14 protein-coding genes are annotated in these 15,622 nt (G+C 62.9%); 1 reads left to right on the forward strand and 13 read right to left on the reverse strand.

The annotated features are described in order from the left end of the window. Positions 1-16 precede the first annotated feature (16 nt). On the reverse strand, positions 17-2,695 hold the full coding sequence (mdeB, locus tag ABIG06_RS02605; RefSeq protein WP_370133980.1) for an alpha-ketoglutarate dehydrogenase: 2,679 nt from the start codon (positions 2,693-2,695) through the stop codon (positions 17-19). A gap of 371 nt (positions 2,696-3,066) precedes the next feature. Between mdeB and ABIG06_RS02610 the strand changes: the two genes are divergently transcribed. Then, positions 3,067-3,927, forward strand: a complete 861-nt coding sequence (locus tag ABIG06_RS02610; protein WP_370133983.1) for an AraC family transcriptional regulator — start codon at positions 3,067-3,069, stop codon at positions 3,925-3,927. A 72-nt stretch (positions 3,928-3,999) separates the two neighbouring features. Here the strand turns inward: ABIG06_RS02610 and ABIG06_RS02615 are convergent, their stop codons facing one another. The 12 genes from ABIG06_RS02615 to ABIG06_RS02670 form a co-directional block, all read right to left on the reverse strand. After that, positions 4,000-5,223 (reverse strand): ABC transporter substrate-binding protein, encoded by a 1,224-nt coding sequence (locus tag ABIG06_RS02615; protein WP_370133986.1) that lies wholly within the window; start codon positions 5,221-5,223, stop codon positions 4,000-4,002. Positions 5,224-5,300: 77 nt separating this feature from the next. Continuing rightward, positions 5,301-7,166, reverse strand: a complete 1,866-nt coding sequence (locus ABIG06_RS02620) for an AMP-dependent synthetase/ligase (RefSeq protein ID WP_370133988.1) — start codon at positions 7,164-7,166, stop codon at positions 5,301-5,303. 1 nt (position 7,167) lies between these two features. Then, positions 7,168-7,947, reverse strand: a complete 780-nt coding sequence (locus ABIG06_RS02625) for an enoyl-CoA hydratase/isomerase family protein (RefSeq protein ID WP_197964516.1) — start codon at positions 7,945-7,947, stop codon at positions 7,168-7,170. A 16-nt stretch (positions 7,948-7,963) separates the two neighbouring features. Then, a complete protein-coding gene (locus ABIG06_RS02630; RefSeq protein ID WP_370133990.1) occupies positions 7,964-9,097 on the reverse strand; it encodes an LLM class flavin-dependent oxidoreductase in 1,134 nt (377 codons plus the stop codon). Positions 9,098-9,264: 167 nt separating this feature from the next. Continuing rightward, positions 9,265-10,056 (reverse strand): creatininase family protein, encoded by a 792-nt coding sequence (locus tag ABIG06_RS02635; protein WP_370133992.1) that lies wholly within the window; start codon positions 10,054-10,056, stop codon positions 9,265-9,267. 4 nt (positions 10,057-10,060) lie between these two features. Continuing rightward, on the reverse strand, positions 10,061-10,825 hold the full coding sequence (locus tag ABIG06_RS02640; RefSeq protein WP_370133994.1) for an enoyl-CoA hydratase/isomerase family protein: 765 nt from the start codon (positions 10,823-10,825) through the stop codon (positions 10,061-10,063). A gap of 105 nt (positions 10,826-10,930) precedes the next feature. Beyond that, positions 10,931-11,650, reverse strand: a complete 720-nt coding sequence (locus ABIG06_RS02645; protein ID WP_370133996.1) for an ABC transporter ATP-binding protein — start codon at positions 11,648-11,650, stop codon at positions 10,931-10,933. After that, positions 11,643-12,368, reverse strand: coding sequence for an ABC transporter ATP-binding protein (locus ABIG06_RS02650; protein ID WP_028140599.1), 726 nt, complete (start codon positions 12,366-12,368; stop codon positions 11,643-11,645). Before ABIG06_RS02650 ends, ABIG06_RS02645 begins: the two co-directional genes overlap by 8 nt. Next, on the reverse strand, positions 12,365-13,396 hold the full coding sequence (locus ABIG06_RS02655) for a branched-chain amino acid ABC transporter permease (RefSeq protein ID WP_370133998.1): 1,032 nt from the start codon (positions 13,394-13,396) through the stop codon (positions 12,365-12,367). The genes ABIG06_RS02650 and ABIG06_RS02655 overlap by 4 nt, the downstream gene beginning before the upstream one ends. Then, positions 13,380-14,249 (reverse strand): branched-chain amino acid ABC transporter permease, encoded by an 870-nt coding sequence (locus tag ABIG06_RS02660; protein ID WP_370134001.1) that lies wholly within the window; start codon positions 14,247-14,249, stop codon positions 13,380-13,382. The genes ABIG06_RS02655 and ABIG06_RS02660 overlap by 17 nt, the downstream gene beginning before the upstream one ends. 114 nt (positions 14,250-14,363) lie before the next feature. Next, positions 14,364-14,822 carry a flavin reductase family protein gene (locus ABIG06_RS02665; protein ID WP_424578568.1) on the reverse strand — a complete coding sequence of 153 codons (459 nt, stop codon included), beginning with the start codon at positions 14,820-14,822 and terminating at the stop codon, positions 14,364-14,366. Between the two features lie 156 nt (positions 14,823-14,978). Further along, positions 14,979-15,332, reverse strand: a complete 354-nt coding sequence (locus ABIG06_RS02670; protein WP_183233617.1) for a VOC family protein — start codon at positions 15,330-15,332, stop codon at positions 14,979-14,981. Between the last annotated feature and the right edge of the window lie 290 nt (positions 15,333-15,622).

The raw sequence follows: 15,622 nt of genomic DNA on the forward strand, positions 1-15,622 counted from the left end.
CGCGCTCCGCCCTCTCTCAGCGCGACCAAGGCGATGCAACGCCAATCGGCAATTCGTAGCTGGCGATGGCTTCGGCGACCTGCTCACGCGCCACTTGACCCAATTTTGCCAGCGCCGACAGCGCCGCAACGACGATCTGCTTGCGATCGACCTCGAAGAACGATCTCAGCGCGGCGCGTGTATCGCTGCGCCCGAAGCCGTCGGTGCCCAGCACCGTATAGGGCGCCTCGATGTAAGAACCGATCAGTTGCGGATACGCCCGGACATAATCCGATGCCGCGACGATCGGCACCTTGCCGCCGAGGCATTGTACGACGTGGCTCTCGACCGGGTTCGACAGCGGCGAGAGCCGATTAGTTCGCTCCACCTCGCGCGCCTCCCGCGCCAGCTCGGAAAAGCTCGTTGCCGACCAGACTTCACAGGCCACTTTCCATTCGCTTTGCAGCATCGCTGCGGCGGCGAGCGCCTCCGGGAGAATGGCGCCCGAGCCGACCAGCCTGATCTTCGCCGGCCCGTCAGCGCTCGGCAGCACCCGATAGAGACCCTTGATGATGCCGTCGCGTGCATCGTCGGGCATCGAGGGCTGCGCATAGTTCTCGTTCATCGCCGTGAGGTAATAGAACTCGTCGTTGCCCTGCTCGAGCATCGACCGCATGCCGTGATCGACGATGACGGCCACCTCGTAGGAGAATGCCGGATCGTACGCCCGGCAGTTCGGAACGGTCGCCGCCATCAGATGGCTGGACCCGTCCTGATGCTGCAAGCCTTCGCCGCCGAGCGTCGTCCGGCCGGCCGTCGCCCCGATTAAAAAGCCACGCGCGCGCTGGTCCGCCGCCGCCCAGATCAGATCCCCGACCCGCTGAAAGCCGAATATCGAATAGTAGATATAGAACGGCAGCAACGGGAAGTTATGGATGCTATAGGAGGTCGCCGCCGCGGTCCATGACGAAATCGCCCCCGCCTCGGTGATCCCCTCCTCCAGCAATTGGCCGTCGATCGCTTCCTTGTAGTACAGCATCGAACCGGCATCTTCCGGCTCGTAGAGCTGTCCCGCCGGCGAGTAGATGCCGACCTGTCTGAACAGGTTCGCCATTCCGAAGGTGCGGGCTTCGTCGGCGACGATCGGAACGATGCGCGGGCCGAGCGTTTTGTCCTTGAGCAAATTGGTGAACAGCCGCACGATCGCCATCGTGGTCGACGTCTCCTTGCCGTCGCCGCGCAGAGCGAACTCCGCGTAGGATTGCAGTGGCGGCACCGGCAGCGCCGCCGAAACGCGTCGCCGCGCCGGCATGTAGCCACCGAGTGCCGCGCGACGGGCGCGCAGGTACTGAATTTCCGCGCTGTCTTCCGCAGGCCTGAAGAATTCCAGATCCTCGACTTGCTCGTTGCTGAGCGGCAGGGCGAACCGGTCGCGGAACGCATACAGCGCGTCGACGTCGAGCTTCTTGGCCTGGTGCGACGTCATGCGCGACTCGCCGGCGCCGCCCATGCCGTAGCCCTTCTTGGTCTTCGCCAGAATGACGGTCGGCCGACCCTTAATGTCCTTCGCGGCGGCAAAGGCCGCGAACAGCTTCTTGAAGTCGTGGCCACCGCGCTTCAGGCCGTCGATATCCGCGTCCGACATGTGCGCAACTAGCGCCCGGACCTCGGGATCCTCGCTGAAGAAGTGGGCGAGGTTGTAGGCCCCATCCTTGGCGCCGAGCGTCTGATATTTGCCATCGACGGTGTCGGCGAGTTTGCGCAGCAGCGCATGCTTGCTGTCGCGCGCGAAGATATCGTCCCAGTCCGATCCCCACAGCACCTTGATGACGTTCCAGCCGGCGCCCTGGAAAAGTGACTCGAGTTCCTGAATCACCTGCCCGTTGCCGCGGACCGGCCCATCCAGGCGCTGCAGGTTGCAATTGACGACGAAGGTGAGGTTGTCGAGATTTTCCCGCGCCGCCAGGGCGAGCCCGGCGATCGATTCCGGCTCGTCCATCTCGCCGTCGCCGAACACACCCCAGACGTGGCGACCAGCCGTCTGCACCAGGCCGCGATGCTGCAGATACTTCATGAACCGCGCCTGGTAGATCGCGCTGATCGGCCCAAGGCCCATCGACGCCGACGGCACCTGCCAGAACTCCGGCATCAGCCAGGGATGCGGATAGGACGACAGACCGGGGCCGCTCAGTTCCTGGCGATACAGCTTCAGATTTTCGTCCGACAGTCGGCCTTCGAGATACGCTCGTGCATAGACTCCGGGGGACGAATGCGGCTGGAAATACACCAAGTCGCCCTCCGACGCGGAGCTTGACGCGCGAAAGAAATGATTGAAACCGACTTCGAAAATCTCCGCGGCCGAGGCGTAGCTGGCGACGTGCCCGCCGAGCTCCCCATAGGCCTTGTTGGCACGGACCACCATCGCGAGCGCGTTCCAGCGAATGATCGCCGTCAGGCGGGTCTCGATCGCGATGTCGCCGGGGTAGGGCTTCTGCTGCTCGAGCGGAATAGAATTGCGATAGGGCGAAAACGGCGGAGAGTCCGGCAGAACGCCGAGCTCCTTCGCGCGCCGATCGAGCGCAGCCAGGATGTATCGCACGCGCTCGGCACCGGCGCTGCGGTGGAGCGATCCAAGCGAGGCGAGCCAATCGGCGGTTTCGACCGCATCCTGATCGGCGTTGACGGCCTTGCGTGGCGGATCGATGTGTGCAGTCATGCGTCGGGCTCCGAGAAAGCCCGCACTTGGTAGCATCGGGTGCTATGGCACGTGCTGCTGAATACGGCCGCGTTCCGACGAATTGCCCGGCTCCGGCGGGACGCCGAGGCTCGCATCGCAGCATTCTCTGCTGTTGGTTTAATCGGGCGAGTGATCGAGCCGTCGGCCGCCTGACAGGTGCTCCCGCTTGGTCACGGCGCAGCATGCCGCATCGCTCAGCGCTCACGCCGCAGTAGCGGGCATCTTGTCGCAGATCAGCGAACTCGACGGCTCGCCGCGACTAGTGACCTGACCTTTCAAAACAGCTAACCTCGGCTAGCAGCAGGATCTGCATCAAGGCCTGACTGACTTGACGAATTGGCAGGATTGAAATGCCGCCCGAGACCGAGTTCGATCGCGATTTTGCGCGAATGGATCTGCCCGATCTTCGGATCAACTATGATCCTGTCGATCCGGATCAGTTCGATCGTCCCGTCACTTCATTCTGTCTCGAAACCAGCAAAGACAACGACGACCTGCCGCTGCACTCACACCGCAAAGGCCAATTGGTCGTCGCATCTCGTGGCTCGGTGATGTGCCGGGCGCCTGGCGGCTTGTGGATCGTGCCTCCGCAAGGCGCGGTATGGATCCCGGCCGGCGTGCAGCACAGCAATTGCGTGGCCGATTTCGGCAAACTCTACACCGTGTTCATCGATCCGCAGGTCAGCATGCTGCCGCGGACCTGCTGCACGCTGATGATCACGTCGCTGGTGCGGGAATTGATCCACCGCCTCTCGGTGTTCCCACCGCTCTATCCGCTGGAAGGACCGACCAGCCGTCTCGGCCGGGTTTTGCTCGACGAACTCGTGCAGATGTCGACGACGGATGAAATGTATTTACCGATCTCCCCCGACGCCCGTCTTCAACACCTCGCGACCTCCTTCTTGAATAATCCGGGCGACCGCAGCACGATGGACGAAGTCGCCTCGCGCTACGCGATGAGCGAGAGTACCTTCGCACGCTTCATAGCCAAGGAAACGGGGATGACCTTCGGGCGCTGGCGCCAGCGTCTCCACATTCTGATCGCCATGCAACGCCTCACGGCGGGCACTTCGGTCCAGGCCGTGTCGCTGGAACTGGGCTACGAAACCCCCAGCGCGTTCATCACGATGTTCAAGAAGACGATGGGAAAGAGCCCCCGCCGCTTCCTTGCCGAGCGGTCGCGCCTGATTAATTCGGACAGTTTGCCCTAGCTCGCACGTCCCTGCCTGGGCACTTGACGACCGCGACCCCGCGACGCTTTCGCGGGGCCGCCCGTAACGAGGTCAGCGTTTGCTGTAAGGCGCAAGCGGATACTCGAGCGACGCTTCCGCAATGGCCTTTGGAGCCACCACCCGAGGCCTACCTTTCAAACCCTGCAGCATCACCATCGAACAGTGGATGTTCTGGCCGGTCTCGTCGAACTTGGTGTTGTCGCCGTACATCAGGATCGGCTTCATGTCGGTCTTCTTGAGCGCGCCGTGAATCGCCGCCGACTCCGGCGAAGCCGCCCGCGTCACGGCGTCTGCGACGATCTGCACCGCCTCGAACGCGCAGCCCGCATTGGCATCGAACCAGTCGTTCGGGTAGTCGGCCGCGAACATCTTCATGATCTTGTCGGTCTCGGCGCCCTTGGGATTGAGCCACAACGCTGACAGAACCGGACCGTCACCATACTTTCCGAGCGCGTCGTGATACGCCTTGTCGGACACGCCGTTGGAGTTGGGCGAAAACACCATCTTCGGGTCCCAGCCCTGCTTGATGCATTCGCGCGCGATCATGATCGCGTCGTTGACGCGCGTGACCGAGATCAAAGCATCGGCACCCGACGCTTTCGCCTTGGCAACTTCCACCGACAGATCCTTGGCCTTCTCGTCATAGGCAACGTACTGCGCGATCTTGAGCGGAACATCCACTTCCTTCCACGCCTGATCGATGCTGGCCGCCGTCGACTGCCCCATCGTGTTGTTGAGATGGAGAACGACGGCGCTGCTCGGCGGATCCTTCAGCGTGCCGAGCACGGACTTCAGCTCGGTCAACGATTGCCGCACGATGGTCAGCGACGTGGGGTAATAGCGGAACACTTGGGTGAAGCCCTGTGAAGTTACCTGAGTGGCGCTCGCGATGTGGACCACCATCGGCACCTTGGCGGCCTCGCAGGCCTGCAGCGCCGAAATGGTGGCACCGGAATCCCACGCGCCGATCAGCACGGTGCAGCCCTGCCGGATCAGGCTCTCGGCGGCAATCCGGCCGTTCTCCGGACGGCTTTGCGTATCGGCGTGAACGATCTCGATGTCGAGGCCGAACTTCTCACGCGCGAATTTGGCGCCGAGATCGATGCCGCGCACGCAGGCCTGACCGGGAAACGCCAGCACGCCGCTGCTGGGCATGATCGCTCCGACTTTCACTTTCGTGTTCGCCGCAAACGATGGCCTTGATACCAGGCCTGCCGCAACTCCCAATCCGCTTCCGACAATCGTCCGCCGCGTGATTCCGCTTCGCTTGGTCATCTCGATGTCCTGTTGCTGAAGGAGTGAAATCTTATCTCGACTGGTAGCTTCGTACGTTTTGGGACCGACCGCCGATCTCAAAGGCCCGTCTCGGCCTTGATCAATTCTTCCTCGGTTTCGTCGTAGAGCGACGCGATCAGCGACTGATAGCGCTCGTTGATCTGCTTGCGACGCTTCTTCCGCGTCGGCGTCATCACGCCGTTCTCGAGCGACAGCTCCTCCGGCAGAATGCGGAACGCCTTGATCTGCTCCGCTCGCGCCAGCCTTCCGTTGGCCTTGCCGATCTCCGCCTCGATCAGCCGGTTCACGATCTCGGAGCCTGCCAGGTCCGCGTAACTCGCGATCTTGTCCTCGCGCGACTTCGCCCAGTCCATTGTGGCGGTGGCATCCACTTCGATCAGAGCGGTGAGATATTTTCGCCCCTCGCCGATCACAGCCGCCTCGGAGATGAACGGGCTGTGCCTCAGCTCGTTTTCGATCTGAGTCGGGCTGATCGATTTGCCGTTCGACGTGTTGATGATCTCCTTCTTCCGGTCGACAAGCTTGAAGGTTCCTTCCGGCGACACTTCGACGATGTCGCCGGTGTAGAGCCAGCCGTCGCGAAGCGCCGCTTTGGTCTCGTCCGGCTTGTTCCAATAGCCCGCGAACAATCCCGGTCCACGGACGATCATCTCGCCGTCCTGGAGCACGGCGGTTTCCCAGGCCGGATCCGGCAGCGGGACCCCGACGTTGCCGGCCTTCGGCCACTCCGCCATCTGCACCAGATTGGCACCGACCAGTTCGGTCTGGCCGTAGCACTCCTTGAGCTGCAAGCCCCACAACTGCCACAGCGACATCAGCTCGGACGGCATCGCCGCCGACGAGGTGAACGCGACCTTCAGCTCGTCGAAACCGACCTCCGCGAGCAGCGGCTGGAACACTTGGTCGCGGCAGGCCGCGAACAGTTTCGAGACGAAGGCATCTTCGTGGCCGCCCTGACGGTTTTCGAGCGCCCTGCGCGCGATCGTCATGGCGAGCGCGTAGTTCTGATCTCCCGCACCGCCGGGGGGATGCACCTTGCTGAGAATTTGCGTGGCAAAACGCTGGTAGAACCGCGGCGGCGCCATGTAGTAGGTCGGCTTCACCTCTTTGATCGTCTGGGCGAAGTCCGCGGTCGTCTCGCCGAAATAAGGAACGGCGTCGGCGATCAGCGGCAACGTCGTCGCCTGCCCGCGCGCGACGGTGTGCGACATCGGCAAATGCACGACCACCCGGTGTTCCTCTTCGCGCATGCTGGGACCGAACAGGGTGATGCAATGAGCGCCGGCGAGAATGGAGAGGTGCGTCAGCATGGCGCCCTTGGGGTTTCCGGTCGTCCCGGACGTATAGCCGATGCTGACGACATCGGACGCCTTTGCTGTCGCGCTCTCCTTCTGCAGATAATCATGTGCATCGACATGGTGTGCTCCGACAAAGTCGGCCAGCGACCTGATCGACGCCGTGGCCTCGCCGGCCCAATCCGGGTCGAGCACGATGATGCCGCGGAGCTGCTCGGCCCGACCGGAGGCGATCACGATGCGAAGCTGCTGCTCCCCGCCGACGAACGCGAACTTCGCGCCTGAATCCGTGAAGCAGTAAGCCACTTCTTCGGGTGACGAGGTGAAGTACACGCCCACCATGACGCCGCCGGCGCACATCGTGGCCATGTCGGCGATCAGCCATTCCTCGGACGAATCGCCCATGATCGCGACCCGATCGCCGCGCTCGAGACCGGCACGCCGCAGCGCGCTGGCCAGGTTCACGACACGCTGCGCATAGGCGCCCCACGTCATGGCGGTCCAGGCGCCGTGACGCTTTTGTTGCAAGGCGATCTTGTCGGGCCGCTCCGCGAGTCGCGCTGCCAAAAGCTGCGCGACGGTCGTATCGGCCAACTGGGCGCCGGATGTAATCGCAGCGACGTTCATCTCAGCGCTCCGCGAAACGCTTGCGCTTGGCCGCGAAGGCGGCAACCGCCTCGGCCCGCTCGGGCGACTTGAAGGTCAACATCTCCAGCGCCGCAGAGGTGTCGAGCAGCAAATGGGCGTACTGCTTGATGATCTTGTTGACGCTGTACTTGGTCCAGACGATCGATTCCTTCGGCCCGCTTGCCAGCAGTTCGGCGTATTCGATCGCGGCATCGAGAACGTTGCCGTCCGCGACCACCTCGTTGATCATGCCGATAGCAGCCGCTTTCTCGGCGGAGATGAATTCGCCGGTCATCAGATAGTGCTTCGCGCGCACCGGCCCCATCAGCAGCGGCCAAATCACCGCGCCGCCATCGCCCGCGACGACGCCGGCATTGACGTGCGTGTCGGCGAAACGAGCTGTCGAGCTCGCATAGATCACGTCGCAGAACAGCGCGAGCGTGGCACCCAGGCCGACCGCGACACCGTTGACGGCCGCGACGATCGGCACTTCGACTTCCAGCATGTTGCGGATGAGGTGGCGACCGCTGCGCGTCGGGGACGGCAGCGTTCCCTTATCCAGCGACTTCTGATCGCCTCCGGAGCAAAATCCGCGGCCTGCACCTGTGAGAACGATCGCGTTGACAGAACTGTCGCGATCCAGCTTGACGAAGACGTCTTCGAGCTCCTCGTGCATCTCCCAGTTGATCGCGTTGAGGATCTCCGGGCGGTTCATCGTGACGATCGCGACGCCGGTGGCGCGTTGTTCGACGATCAGGTACTTGTAGCCGTATTGCGACATTGACTTCACCGCTGCATTACTTGTTCTGGGTCCGCATCAGCCGGATCTGCCCGAGGATCTCCTCGGTCGGCCGCACGACGTTGTTTCTGTCGTTGAAATGCGGGATGACGTAGCGACCGACCATGTCGATCGCCTCCATGATCTTTTCGTGCGGGACGGAGTCCATGTGCAGCAGCACCTCGTCGATCCCCATGGCCTCGAACTTCTCGATCTGACGAATGACCGTATCGGGGCTGCCGCACACCGTCGTGGCCGACTCGTTGACCAGATAGTCCCAGTCGTTGGCGGCACGCTGCATCGACGGCACGCTCTCTCCCATGTATTTGTAGTCGTCGGCAATCGCCGCGAGACGCGGATAGGCATCGGTCGAGATCTTGGCATAGTGCATCAGCGGGCCGGCATAATCCGCCTTGGCCTGCTCGTCCGTTTTCCCGATGCCGATGAACAGCGGAATGCCGATACGCGGACGCTGCAGCGGTCCCTCCGCGTCGCACTTCCAGTTTTTTTGATAGGCGTCGATCAGCTTCTGCTGAGCTTCCCAGCCCTGATAGATGTTGCTGCTCATCACGGCGAAGCCCTGCGAGGCCGCCCAGAGATGACTGCGCTCGCTGGTCGCCGCGATCCCGATCACCGGATGCGGCTTCTGCAGCGGCTTCGGAACCAGCTGGCGCGGAGGGATCTGGTAGTACTTGCCGTCAAACGTGAAAATGTCCTGGCGCATCGCCGTTTTCAGCAGCGCCAGCCCTTCTTCCATCTGCGCCAGCGTTTCGTTCGGATCGACGTTGAACGCCCGCATCGCGATGGTGGTGTTGGCGCGGCCGCCGTAGAATTCCATGCGGCCGTTGGACAGGATGTCGGTCACGGCAAGCCGCTCGGCCGAACGCAAGGCGTGGTTGATGCGCTGCGGCATCAGCGTCACCGCCGCGCGCAGCTTGACGCGCGACGTCACCGCGGCCAGATAGCCGAACACCACTTCGGGCGCCGAGCTCGAGATCCCGCCCAGTGCCACGTGCTGCTCGGAAAGCGCGACGCAGTCGAAGCCGACCTTCTCGGCCAGACGGACTTCGTCGACCAGTTCGTGAAGCCTGCGCGAGTAACTGTGTCCGACCTGGGTTTCCTGTTCAGACCAGAACCCAAACGTAAGTGCCATGTCTCAATCCTTTTAGCTTGCGAGATGGCAAAGAGTTTCATAGGCGTGGCGATATTTTCGCCCGAAAGCCGCGTTGCATAGTAACGCTTTCCGAATTTTATGCTGTCAGCATTCGCAACATGGCAGACGCCCCGGGAAGCTTCGCCACGCAGCGGACGGGCTGACCGTCAACGGCGGGCGCTGGCGGCTCCGGCCCCGCTATCGAAGGTCTTGATCAGCAACTCGGCGACCGCCGCGAGGCACGCTTCGCCGATGGCGTAGCTCGAGCCGATCGGACTTCCGATCACGCCGTTCTGCGAAACCGATCGGATGCCGTTCTTCCACATCAGTTCGAGATCAGCCTCCGACAAGCCGCCAAGATGGCCCACCTCGAAGCGGTCCGGTCTGACGCTGTCGGGCCTAATGACCATCATCAGCGACGTCTCGGCGATGTCGGCGTGGCCGCCGACGGCCAACACGTCTCCTCCGGCTTCGCGCACCGCATCGCGCCACGTGTCGATCCATTTCGTCGAGTCGAAGAACGCCAGGATCTCGACATCCGAGGGGACGGCCTCGCGCAAGCGACCGAGCATGTCCTTCAGGACCGGAAAATTGCCGATGTGACCCGAGTGAATCAGGATACGCTTGAAGCCGTGCCGCGCCAGGCTTGTGCAATAATCGACACAAATCGCTTCCAGCGTCTCCGGCCGTAGCGAGATCGTACCCGCGAATGGCAGATGGTGAGACGAGCAGCCGACCGTGATGGTCGGCGCCACCAGCGTGTTGCCGCGGCTGCGCGCGATCCGCTCGGCCAGAGCATCGGCATGATCCGCATCCATGCCCAAAGACAAATGCGGCCCATGCTGCTCGACGGCCCCCAGCGGGATCACTACCGTCGTGCACCCATCGGCCAGCGCCGCGGCGACTTCCTCGTGGCTCATCTGCTCCAGATAGATCTGATCGGGATATCCGCGCGTCATCGGCTCAGCCCTTACTGTTCTTTGACAAAAATCTCGCACGCGCGTTGGTTGAGCTCTCGGCTGTGACATAGGCGTCGAGGTCGGCCACGGTCATTTTTTCGAGCGCCTGATCGCTCATTTGCGCGGTGAGGTTGAGCGATCGCTTGATGGCATGGAACAGCTTGCGGTCTTTCTGCCGCAACACGCCGCACACGTCTCGCGCACGGGATGCGACCTCCTCGGTCGGGACGATCTCGTTCACGGCGCCGATCGCCACGGCACGCTCCGCGCCGACGAGCTCGCCCCAGTACAGCAGCTCTTGCGCCGCCCGCACGCCGAGCTTCTCGACTGCCCGGCGCATGCCTTTGGTCACCGGCAGCAGGCCATGGTTGATTTCCGGAAATCCAATCTTGCACGCCGCATCGGCCACAACATAGTCCGCATGCAGCAGAAACTCCAGGGCGCCTCCGACCGCATAGCCGCGGACGGCGCAGACGATCGGGCCCGGATAGTTCTCCATCGCCACGAGGAGTTCGTGGAAGAACCGGATGCGCGGCCTCGCGACGTCGATCCCGACGACTTCCTTGATGTCGCCGCCTGCGCTGAAGAAGCGGTCGCCGCTTCCGGTGAGCACGATGCCGGGCGGATTCTCGTCGTCGGCAAGGTGCCGGATCGCCTCCAGCAACTCGACGATGAGTTGCGCATTCAGCGCATTGGCCGGCGGCCGGTTCATCGTGATCGTGACCAGGTCTTGATCACGCTCGATCAGGAGAGAGGTGGCAGTGTTCATCAATGAGACCCAAGCGAGAGGCGGCTGCAACAGCCGGGGAGCGGTGGACCGAACGGCGGCGCGACGAGAGCCGCAACGCCCGACGCCTCGCCGAGACGGCGCGCCTCACAATCCCAGATAGGCGCGCTGGACATCGGGGTTCTCGAGCAGATCGCGGCTAGATCCATGCAACACCACGGAGCCGTTCTCGAGCACATAGCCGCGGCTGCTCAGCGCGAGCGACTTGGCGACATTCTGCTCGACGAGAAGGACCGTGATTCCCTGCTCGTTGAGGGATTTGACGACGCCGAACATCGCATCGGTCAGCGCCGGCGACAGTCCGATCGACGGCTCGTCGAACATCACGATTTCTGGCTTCGACATGATCGCCCGACCGATCGCCAGCATCTGTTGCTCGCCGCCGGACAGCGTGCCGGCGAGTTGGTCGCGGCGCTCGCGAAGTCGCCCGAACAGCTGATAGACGGAATCAATCGTATTTGCCAGGTCTCGCCTGGCCCGCTTCAGCGAGCCGCCGATCAGCAGATTGTCCTCGACGGAGAGCGCACTGAAGATCTGGCGGCCCTCGGCGACCTGAGCGATGCCCATTTCGCATATGTCCCACGGCGGTCGCCGCGAGATTTCGACTCCGTTGATCCTGACGGAACCGCGCGACGACGGAACGATCCCCGCGATTGATCGGATCAGGGAGGTCTTGCCGGCGCCGTTGGCGCCGACCACGCAGATCAGTTCACCCTTACCGATGCGGAGCGACACGCCGTTCAGCGCATTGGAGCCGTCATAAGCCACGCACAGGTCGTCGATTTCGAGAAGCGCGTCGTCAGGCATGGAAGCCGGCTCCCAGATAACTTTCCAGCACCGCAGGATCCGCTACCACCTCTGACGGCTTGCCCTCGGCGATCTTGGCGCCGTGGTGAAGCACCACCACGGTCGACGCCACTTCCATCACGATCCGCATCACGTGCTCGACCAGTAGGATCGTCAGTCCACCCTCGGCGAGCCGGTGCAGCACGCCGACGACGCCGGCCGCTTCGGTCGGACGCAGCCCCGCCATCACTTCGTCGAGCAGCAGCAACTTGGGGCGAGTCGAGAGCGCCTTCGCCATCTCGAGCATCTTGCGATCGGGCAACGTCAACTGATCCGTCCGGGCATTCGCCTTGCCGGCGAGCCCGACATTTTCGAGCGACTCATACGCCTTGTCCCGCGCCTCCTTGACGTTCGTCGTCCAGCTGAAGGCGCCCACCATGGCATTCTCGAGCACCGACATATCTTTCATCGGTCGGACGATCTGGAAGGTGCGCGCAATGCCCATGCGGCACACCGCTTCGGGCGGCTCGCGCTCGAGCGAGCGCCTCTCGAACAGCACCCGCCCGGCGGTCGGTCTCAGCGCCCCGGCGACGAGATTGAAGCAGGTGGTCTTGCCGGCGCCGTTCGGCCCGATCAGGGCGGTGATGCGGCCTGCCTGCAGTGAGAAGCTGACGTCATTGACCGCGACCAATCCAACGAACGCTTTGGTCAGGTTCTTCACTTCGAGCAACGCGGTCATTCCTCGACCTTCCGCAATTGTGAGATCCGGCCGCGCGCCGGCAGCTGGATCGCCTCGTAGAGCCGGACGATCGCCGGCCAGATGCCGTCGGGTAGAAACCACACGACCAGGATCAGCACCGCCCCGTAGGCGACGCTGTTCAGTCCGGGGAGCCCCAGGCTGTCGCCGAGCGCCCCCATGGCGTGATGCAGCGGGATCGCGGCCATCGAGCCGACCAGCGGGCCGAACGCAGTACCCAATCCGCCGACCACAGGGCCGATCAGTACGTCGACCGAGATCGCCATGCCCATGATCGAATCCGGAAAGATCGCACCCTGCACCAAGCCCAGCACGCCGCCGCCGACCGCGGCCGTCGCGGCCGATATCGAGACCACCAGCACCTTGTGGTGAAACGTCCGCACCCCCAGTGCGCGGGCGGCCTCGTCGTCGTCCCGCATCGCCCGCCAGACATAGCCCCAATAGGACCGCGAGATCAGCTCCGTTCCCGCGACACCGATGGCCGCAAGCGCGAGCGCGACGAAGTAGTAGAACCGCGCGTCACCGCGCAGCATCCCGACGTCCATCGTGCCGCTCGGCGCCTGATAGAACAGGCCCTGCATGCCGCCGACATAGTCCCACCCGCCGAACATGATCCGGGCGAATTCGGCGGCTGCGATCGTGAGCAGCGCGAAATAGATGCCACGGACCTCGAAGCGGAAGCTCAGCCACGCCAGCACCGCGCCGACGAAGCCCGCAATCACCGCGCCCAGCAGCAGACCGATCCACGGGGTGACGCCGTATTTGATGTTCAGGATCGCCACCGCATACGCACCGATTCCAACGAACAGCGCGTGACCGATGGATAGCTGCCCGCCGATCCCGAGCATCAGGTTCCACGATTGTCCCATGAAGGTGAACAACAGGACGATCGTCAGAAGTGAGATGACGTAGGCGTTGGACATGCCACCCACCACGGCCAGGGCGGCGAAGACCAGAGCGCCGGCACCCCAACGCTTGGTGTCGCTGGCTTGATCAGATGTCCTTTGCACCGAAAAACCCCCTCGGACGGAAAATCAGGATGATGATCAGGAGCGCGTAAGGGAGTGCTGTTTTCATCGACGGCGTGAACATCAAGGCCGCGATCGCTTCGGCGACCCCGATCGTCAGGCCGCCCAGAAGAGCGCCGCCGAAGCTGCCGAGACCGCCGACGATCACCGTCACGAAGGCCAGCAGCGTGAAGTCGACGGCGAGATAGGGCTGCGCATCGAACAGCGGCGAGATCAATGCGCCGGCGACGCCAGCGCAGGCGGCTCCGATGCCGAAGGTCACCGCATAGACCCGAGGGATATTCAGCCCGACCACCAGTCCGCCCAGTCGATTATTGGCGGCGCCCCGCAGCGATCGGCCGAATGCGGAGTACTTCAGATAGGCTCCCAGTGCGGCGATCAGCAGTCCGGCCGTAGCGGCCGCCTGGATGCGGGCCCAATCCAAGGTGAGCGGTCCCACGCTCACGGTCTGGAAAGACAACTGAGACGCCGTCGGCCGCGGATCGGGACCGAACGACATCAGCAATACGCCGCTGAAAAGCAGTGAGAGGCCGATGAAGACGATGAACTGATAATGATGCGGCCGATTGACGAACCGCTTCACGACGAGCGTCTCTAGCAGATAGCCGAACACGAACATGACGACCGCGGCGATCGCGGCGGCTAAAACGATCGGAATGCCCCAGATTCGAACGGTCCAGTATCCGATGTAGATCCCGAACACGACCATCTCGCCATGAGCGAAATTGACCACGCGCATGACGCCGAAGATGATCGTGAGACCGAGCGCGACGAGCCCGTAAACCAGCCCGATGAGCACCCCGCCGGCGATGACATTGAGCCAGAGCGACAGCATCAGCGACCGACCGCCGATGGATGCGCGATAGAAAGTCTTCGTCTTCCTTGCATGCTGATCGGTTCCATCTTGGCTGTAGCGGAAACGTAGCGGCGCCTGACGTCGTCCTGTGTTTCAGACCGCCTTTGGCGCGGCGAAACATCCGTCGATGTAGACGAGCGACTCACATCCGGCCCTCGTGGTCTGAGCCACCACCTCTCCGGTGAAAATGGTGTGACTACTGTCGCTGTAAGCATTCACCACGCGGCAATCGAAGCTGCAGACCGCGCCGACCAGACTTGGTGCTCCGGTTTTGAGATCGCACCACACACCGTCACCGAAGCGGATATCGCCCTTGCTGCCGTCCTGCCCGGAAAACTTGAGCGCCAGATCGCGATGCTCGACCCCTAGAATATTCCAGCAGAACGACCCACTGCTGAGAATGGTGTCGTGCGCACCGGCAGATCGATTGACGCAAACCAGCACGCTGGGCGGAGCCGCCGACAGCGAGCAGCCCGCCGTCAGTGTCAGACCATGGCGGTTCGGCGCCCGGCCTGTCGTGACGATCGACACGGTGCCCGGCACGCTGCGCATCGCAGCACGGAATGCTGCGGCATCGAGTGGGCTCGTTTCGGACAGCGGCGGTGTTGCGGACGGCATGGCTACGACCCTTGGATTCATGGGATGGATGCGCCCTCTTTGTCTGGTTGTGAGTCCGGGCATGCAGCGCTGCCCCGGTGAACGTCTGAGCTATCCGGCTGCTTGATAGAACTGGATGACGTTACCGCCCGGATCCCGCACCTTCACCGCACGGCCGTGACTTTCCATGTCCCGGACCGCGCCGACTTGCGCCCCCATGGCTGCGGCACGCTCCATTGCGGCATCGAGGTCATCGACATCGAAGACAAGAACGGCATCTTGCAGCTGGTCCGAGACCGACTCCGTCGGTCCGGCGACGCAGAACGCAGCCGCATCGCTCACGAACTGGATCCACTTGCCGGGATCAGCGAAGCGCACCTTCAGACCCAGGCCTTCGTAGAACTCGGCCAGGCGTCCAGGATCGTTCGCTGTCAAATAGACTTGCTTCAGTTTCACGCTCGACATCCAAACCGTCGCTACCCAAGTGCGATCGTGGGTGGATAGTCGCCCGAGCCTCTCAGCATTACTGCTTGAACAACGCCTGTCACAGAAGCTTCATCAGCATTTTATGCTGTAACGACTTGTCGAGTCGCTAGATCCAACTCTGCATCCGGCCGATCTTTGCCATTTTCTGGTTGACGAGGGTGGGCGTCGTTGCTGCCGAACCTTTTGTCTCGCGCAACGTCGGCGGCGTGGTCAGCGACGTGGGACCGGGGCCACACGCGACGACAGGCGGTTGTACGAAACAGGGCAGC

The organism is Bradyrhizobium sp. USDA 326, from assembly GCF_049739485.1.
GTDB lineage: Bacteria > Pseudomonadota > Alphaproteobacteria > Rhizobiales > Xanthobacteraceae > Bradyrhizobium.

What these genes read in the sequence shown, in the direction of transcription:
- ABIG06_RS02635 (WP_370133992.1), bottom strand. Translation starts at nt 10,056, where the DNA reads ATGACGCGCGGATATCCCGATCAGATCTATCTGGAGCAGATGAGCCAC.
- ABIG06_RS02610 (WP_370133983.1), top strand. Translation starts at nt 3,067, where the DNA reads ATGCCGCCCGAGACCGAGTTCGATCGCGATTTTGCGCGAATGGATCTG.
- ABIG06_RS02645 (WP_370133996.1), bottom strand. Translation starts at nt 11,650, where the DNA reads ATGCCTGACGACGCGCTTCTCGAAATCGACGACCTGTGCGTGGCTTAT.
- ABIG06_RS02615 (WP_370133986.1), bottom strand. Translation starts at nt 5,223, where the DNA reads ATGACCAAGCGAAGCGGAATCACGCGGCGGACGATTGTCGGAAGCGGA.
- mdeB (WP_370133980.1), bottom strand. Translation starts at nt 2,695, where the DNA reads ATGACTGCACACATCGATCCGCCACGCAAGGCCGTCAACGCCGATCAG.
- ABIG06_RS02660 (WP_370134001.1), bottom strand. Translation starts at nt 14,249, where the DNA reads ATGCTGTCGCTCTGGCTCAATGTCATCGCCGGCGGGGTGCTCATCGGG.
- ABIG06_RS02620 (WP_370133988.1), bottom strand. Translation starts at nt 7,166, where the DNA reads ATGAACGTCGCTGCGATTACATCCGGCGCCCAGTTGGCCGATACGACC.
- ABIG06_RS02640 (WP_370133994.1), bottom strand. Translation starts at nt 10,825, where the DNA reads ATGAACACTGCCACCTCTCTCCTGATCGAGCGTGATCAAGACCTGGTC.
- ABIG06_RS02665 (WP_424578568.1), bottom strand. Translation starts at nt 14,822, where the DNA reads ATGCGCAGCGTGCCGGGCACCGTGTCGATCGTCACGACAGGCCGGGCG.
- ABIG06_RS02625 (WP_197964516.1), bottom strand. Translation starts at nt 7,947, where the DNA reads ATGTCGCAATACGGCTACAAGTACCTGATCGTCGAACAACGCGCCACC.
- ABIG06_RS02650 (WP_028140599.1), bottom strand. Translation starts at nt 12,368, where the DNA reads ATGACCGCGTTGCTCGAAGTGAAGAACCTGACCAAAGCGTTCGTTGGA.
- ABIG06_RS02630 (WP_370133990.1), bottom strand. Translation starts at nt 9,097, where the DNA reads ATGGCACTTACGTTTGGGTTCTGGTCTGAACAGGAAACCCAGGTCGGA.
- ABIG06_RS02670 (WP_183233617.1), bottom strand. Translation starts at nt 15,332, where the DNA reads ATGTCGAGCGTGAAACTGAAGCAAGTCTATTTGACAGCGAACGATCCT.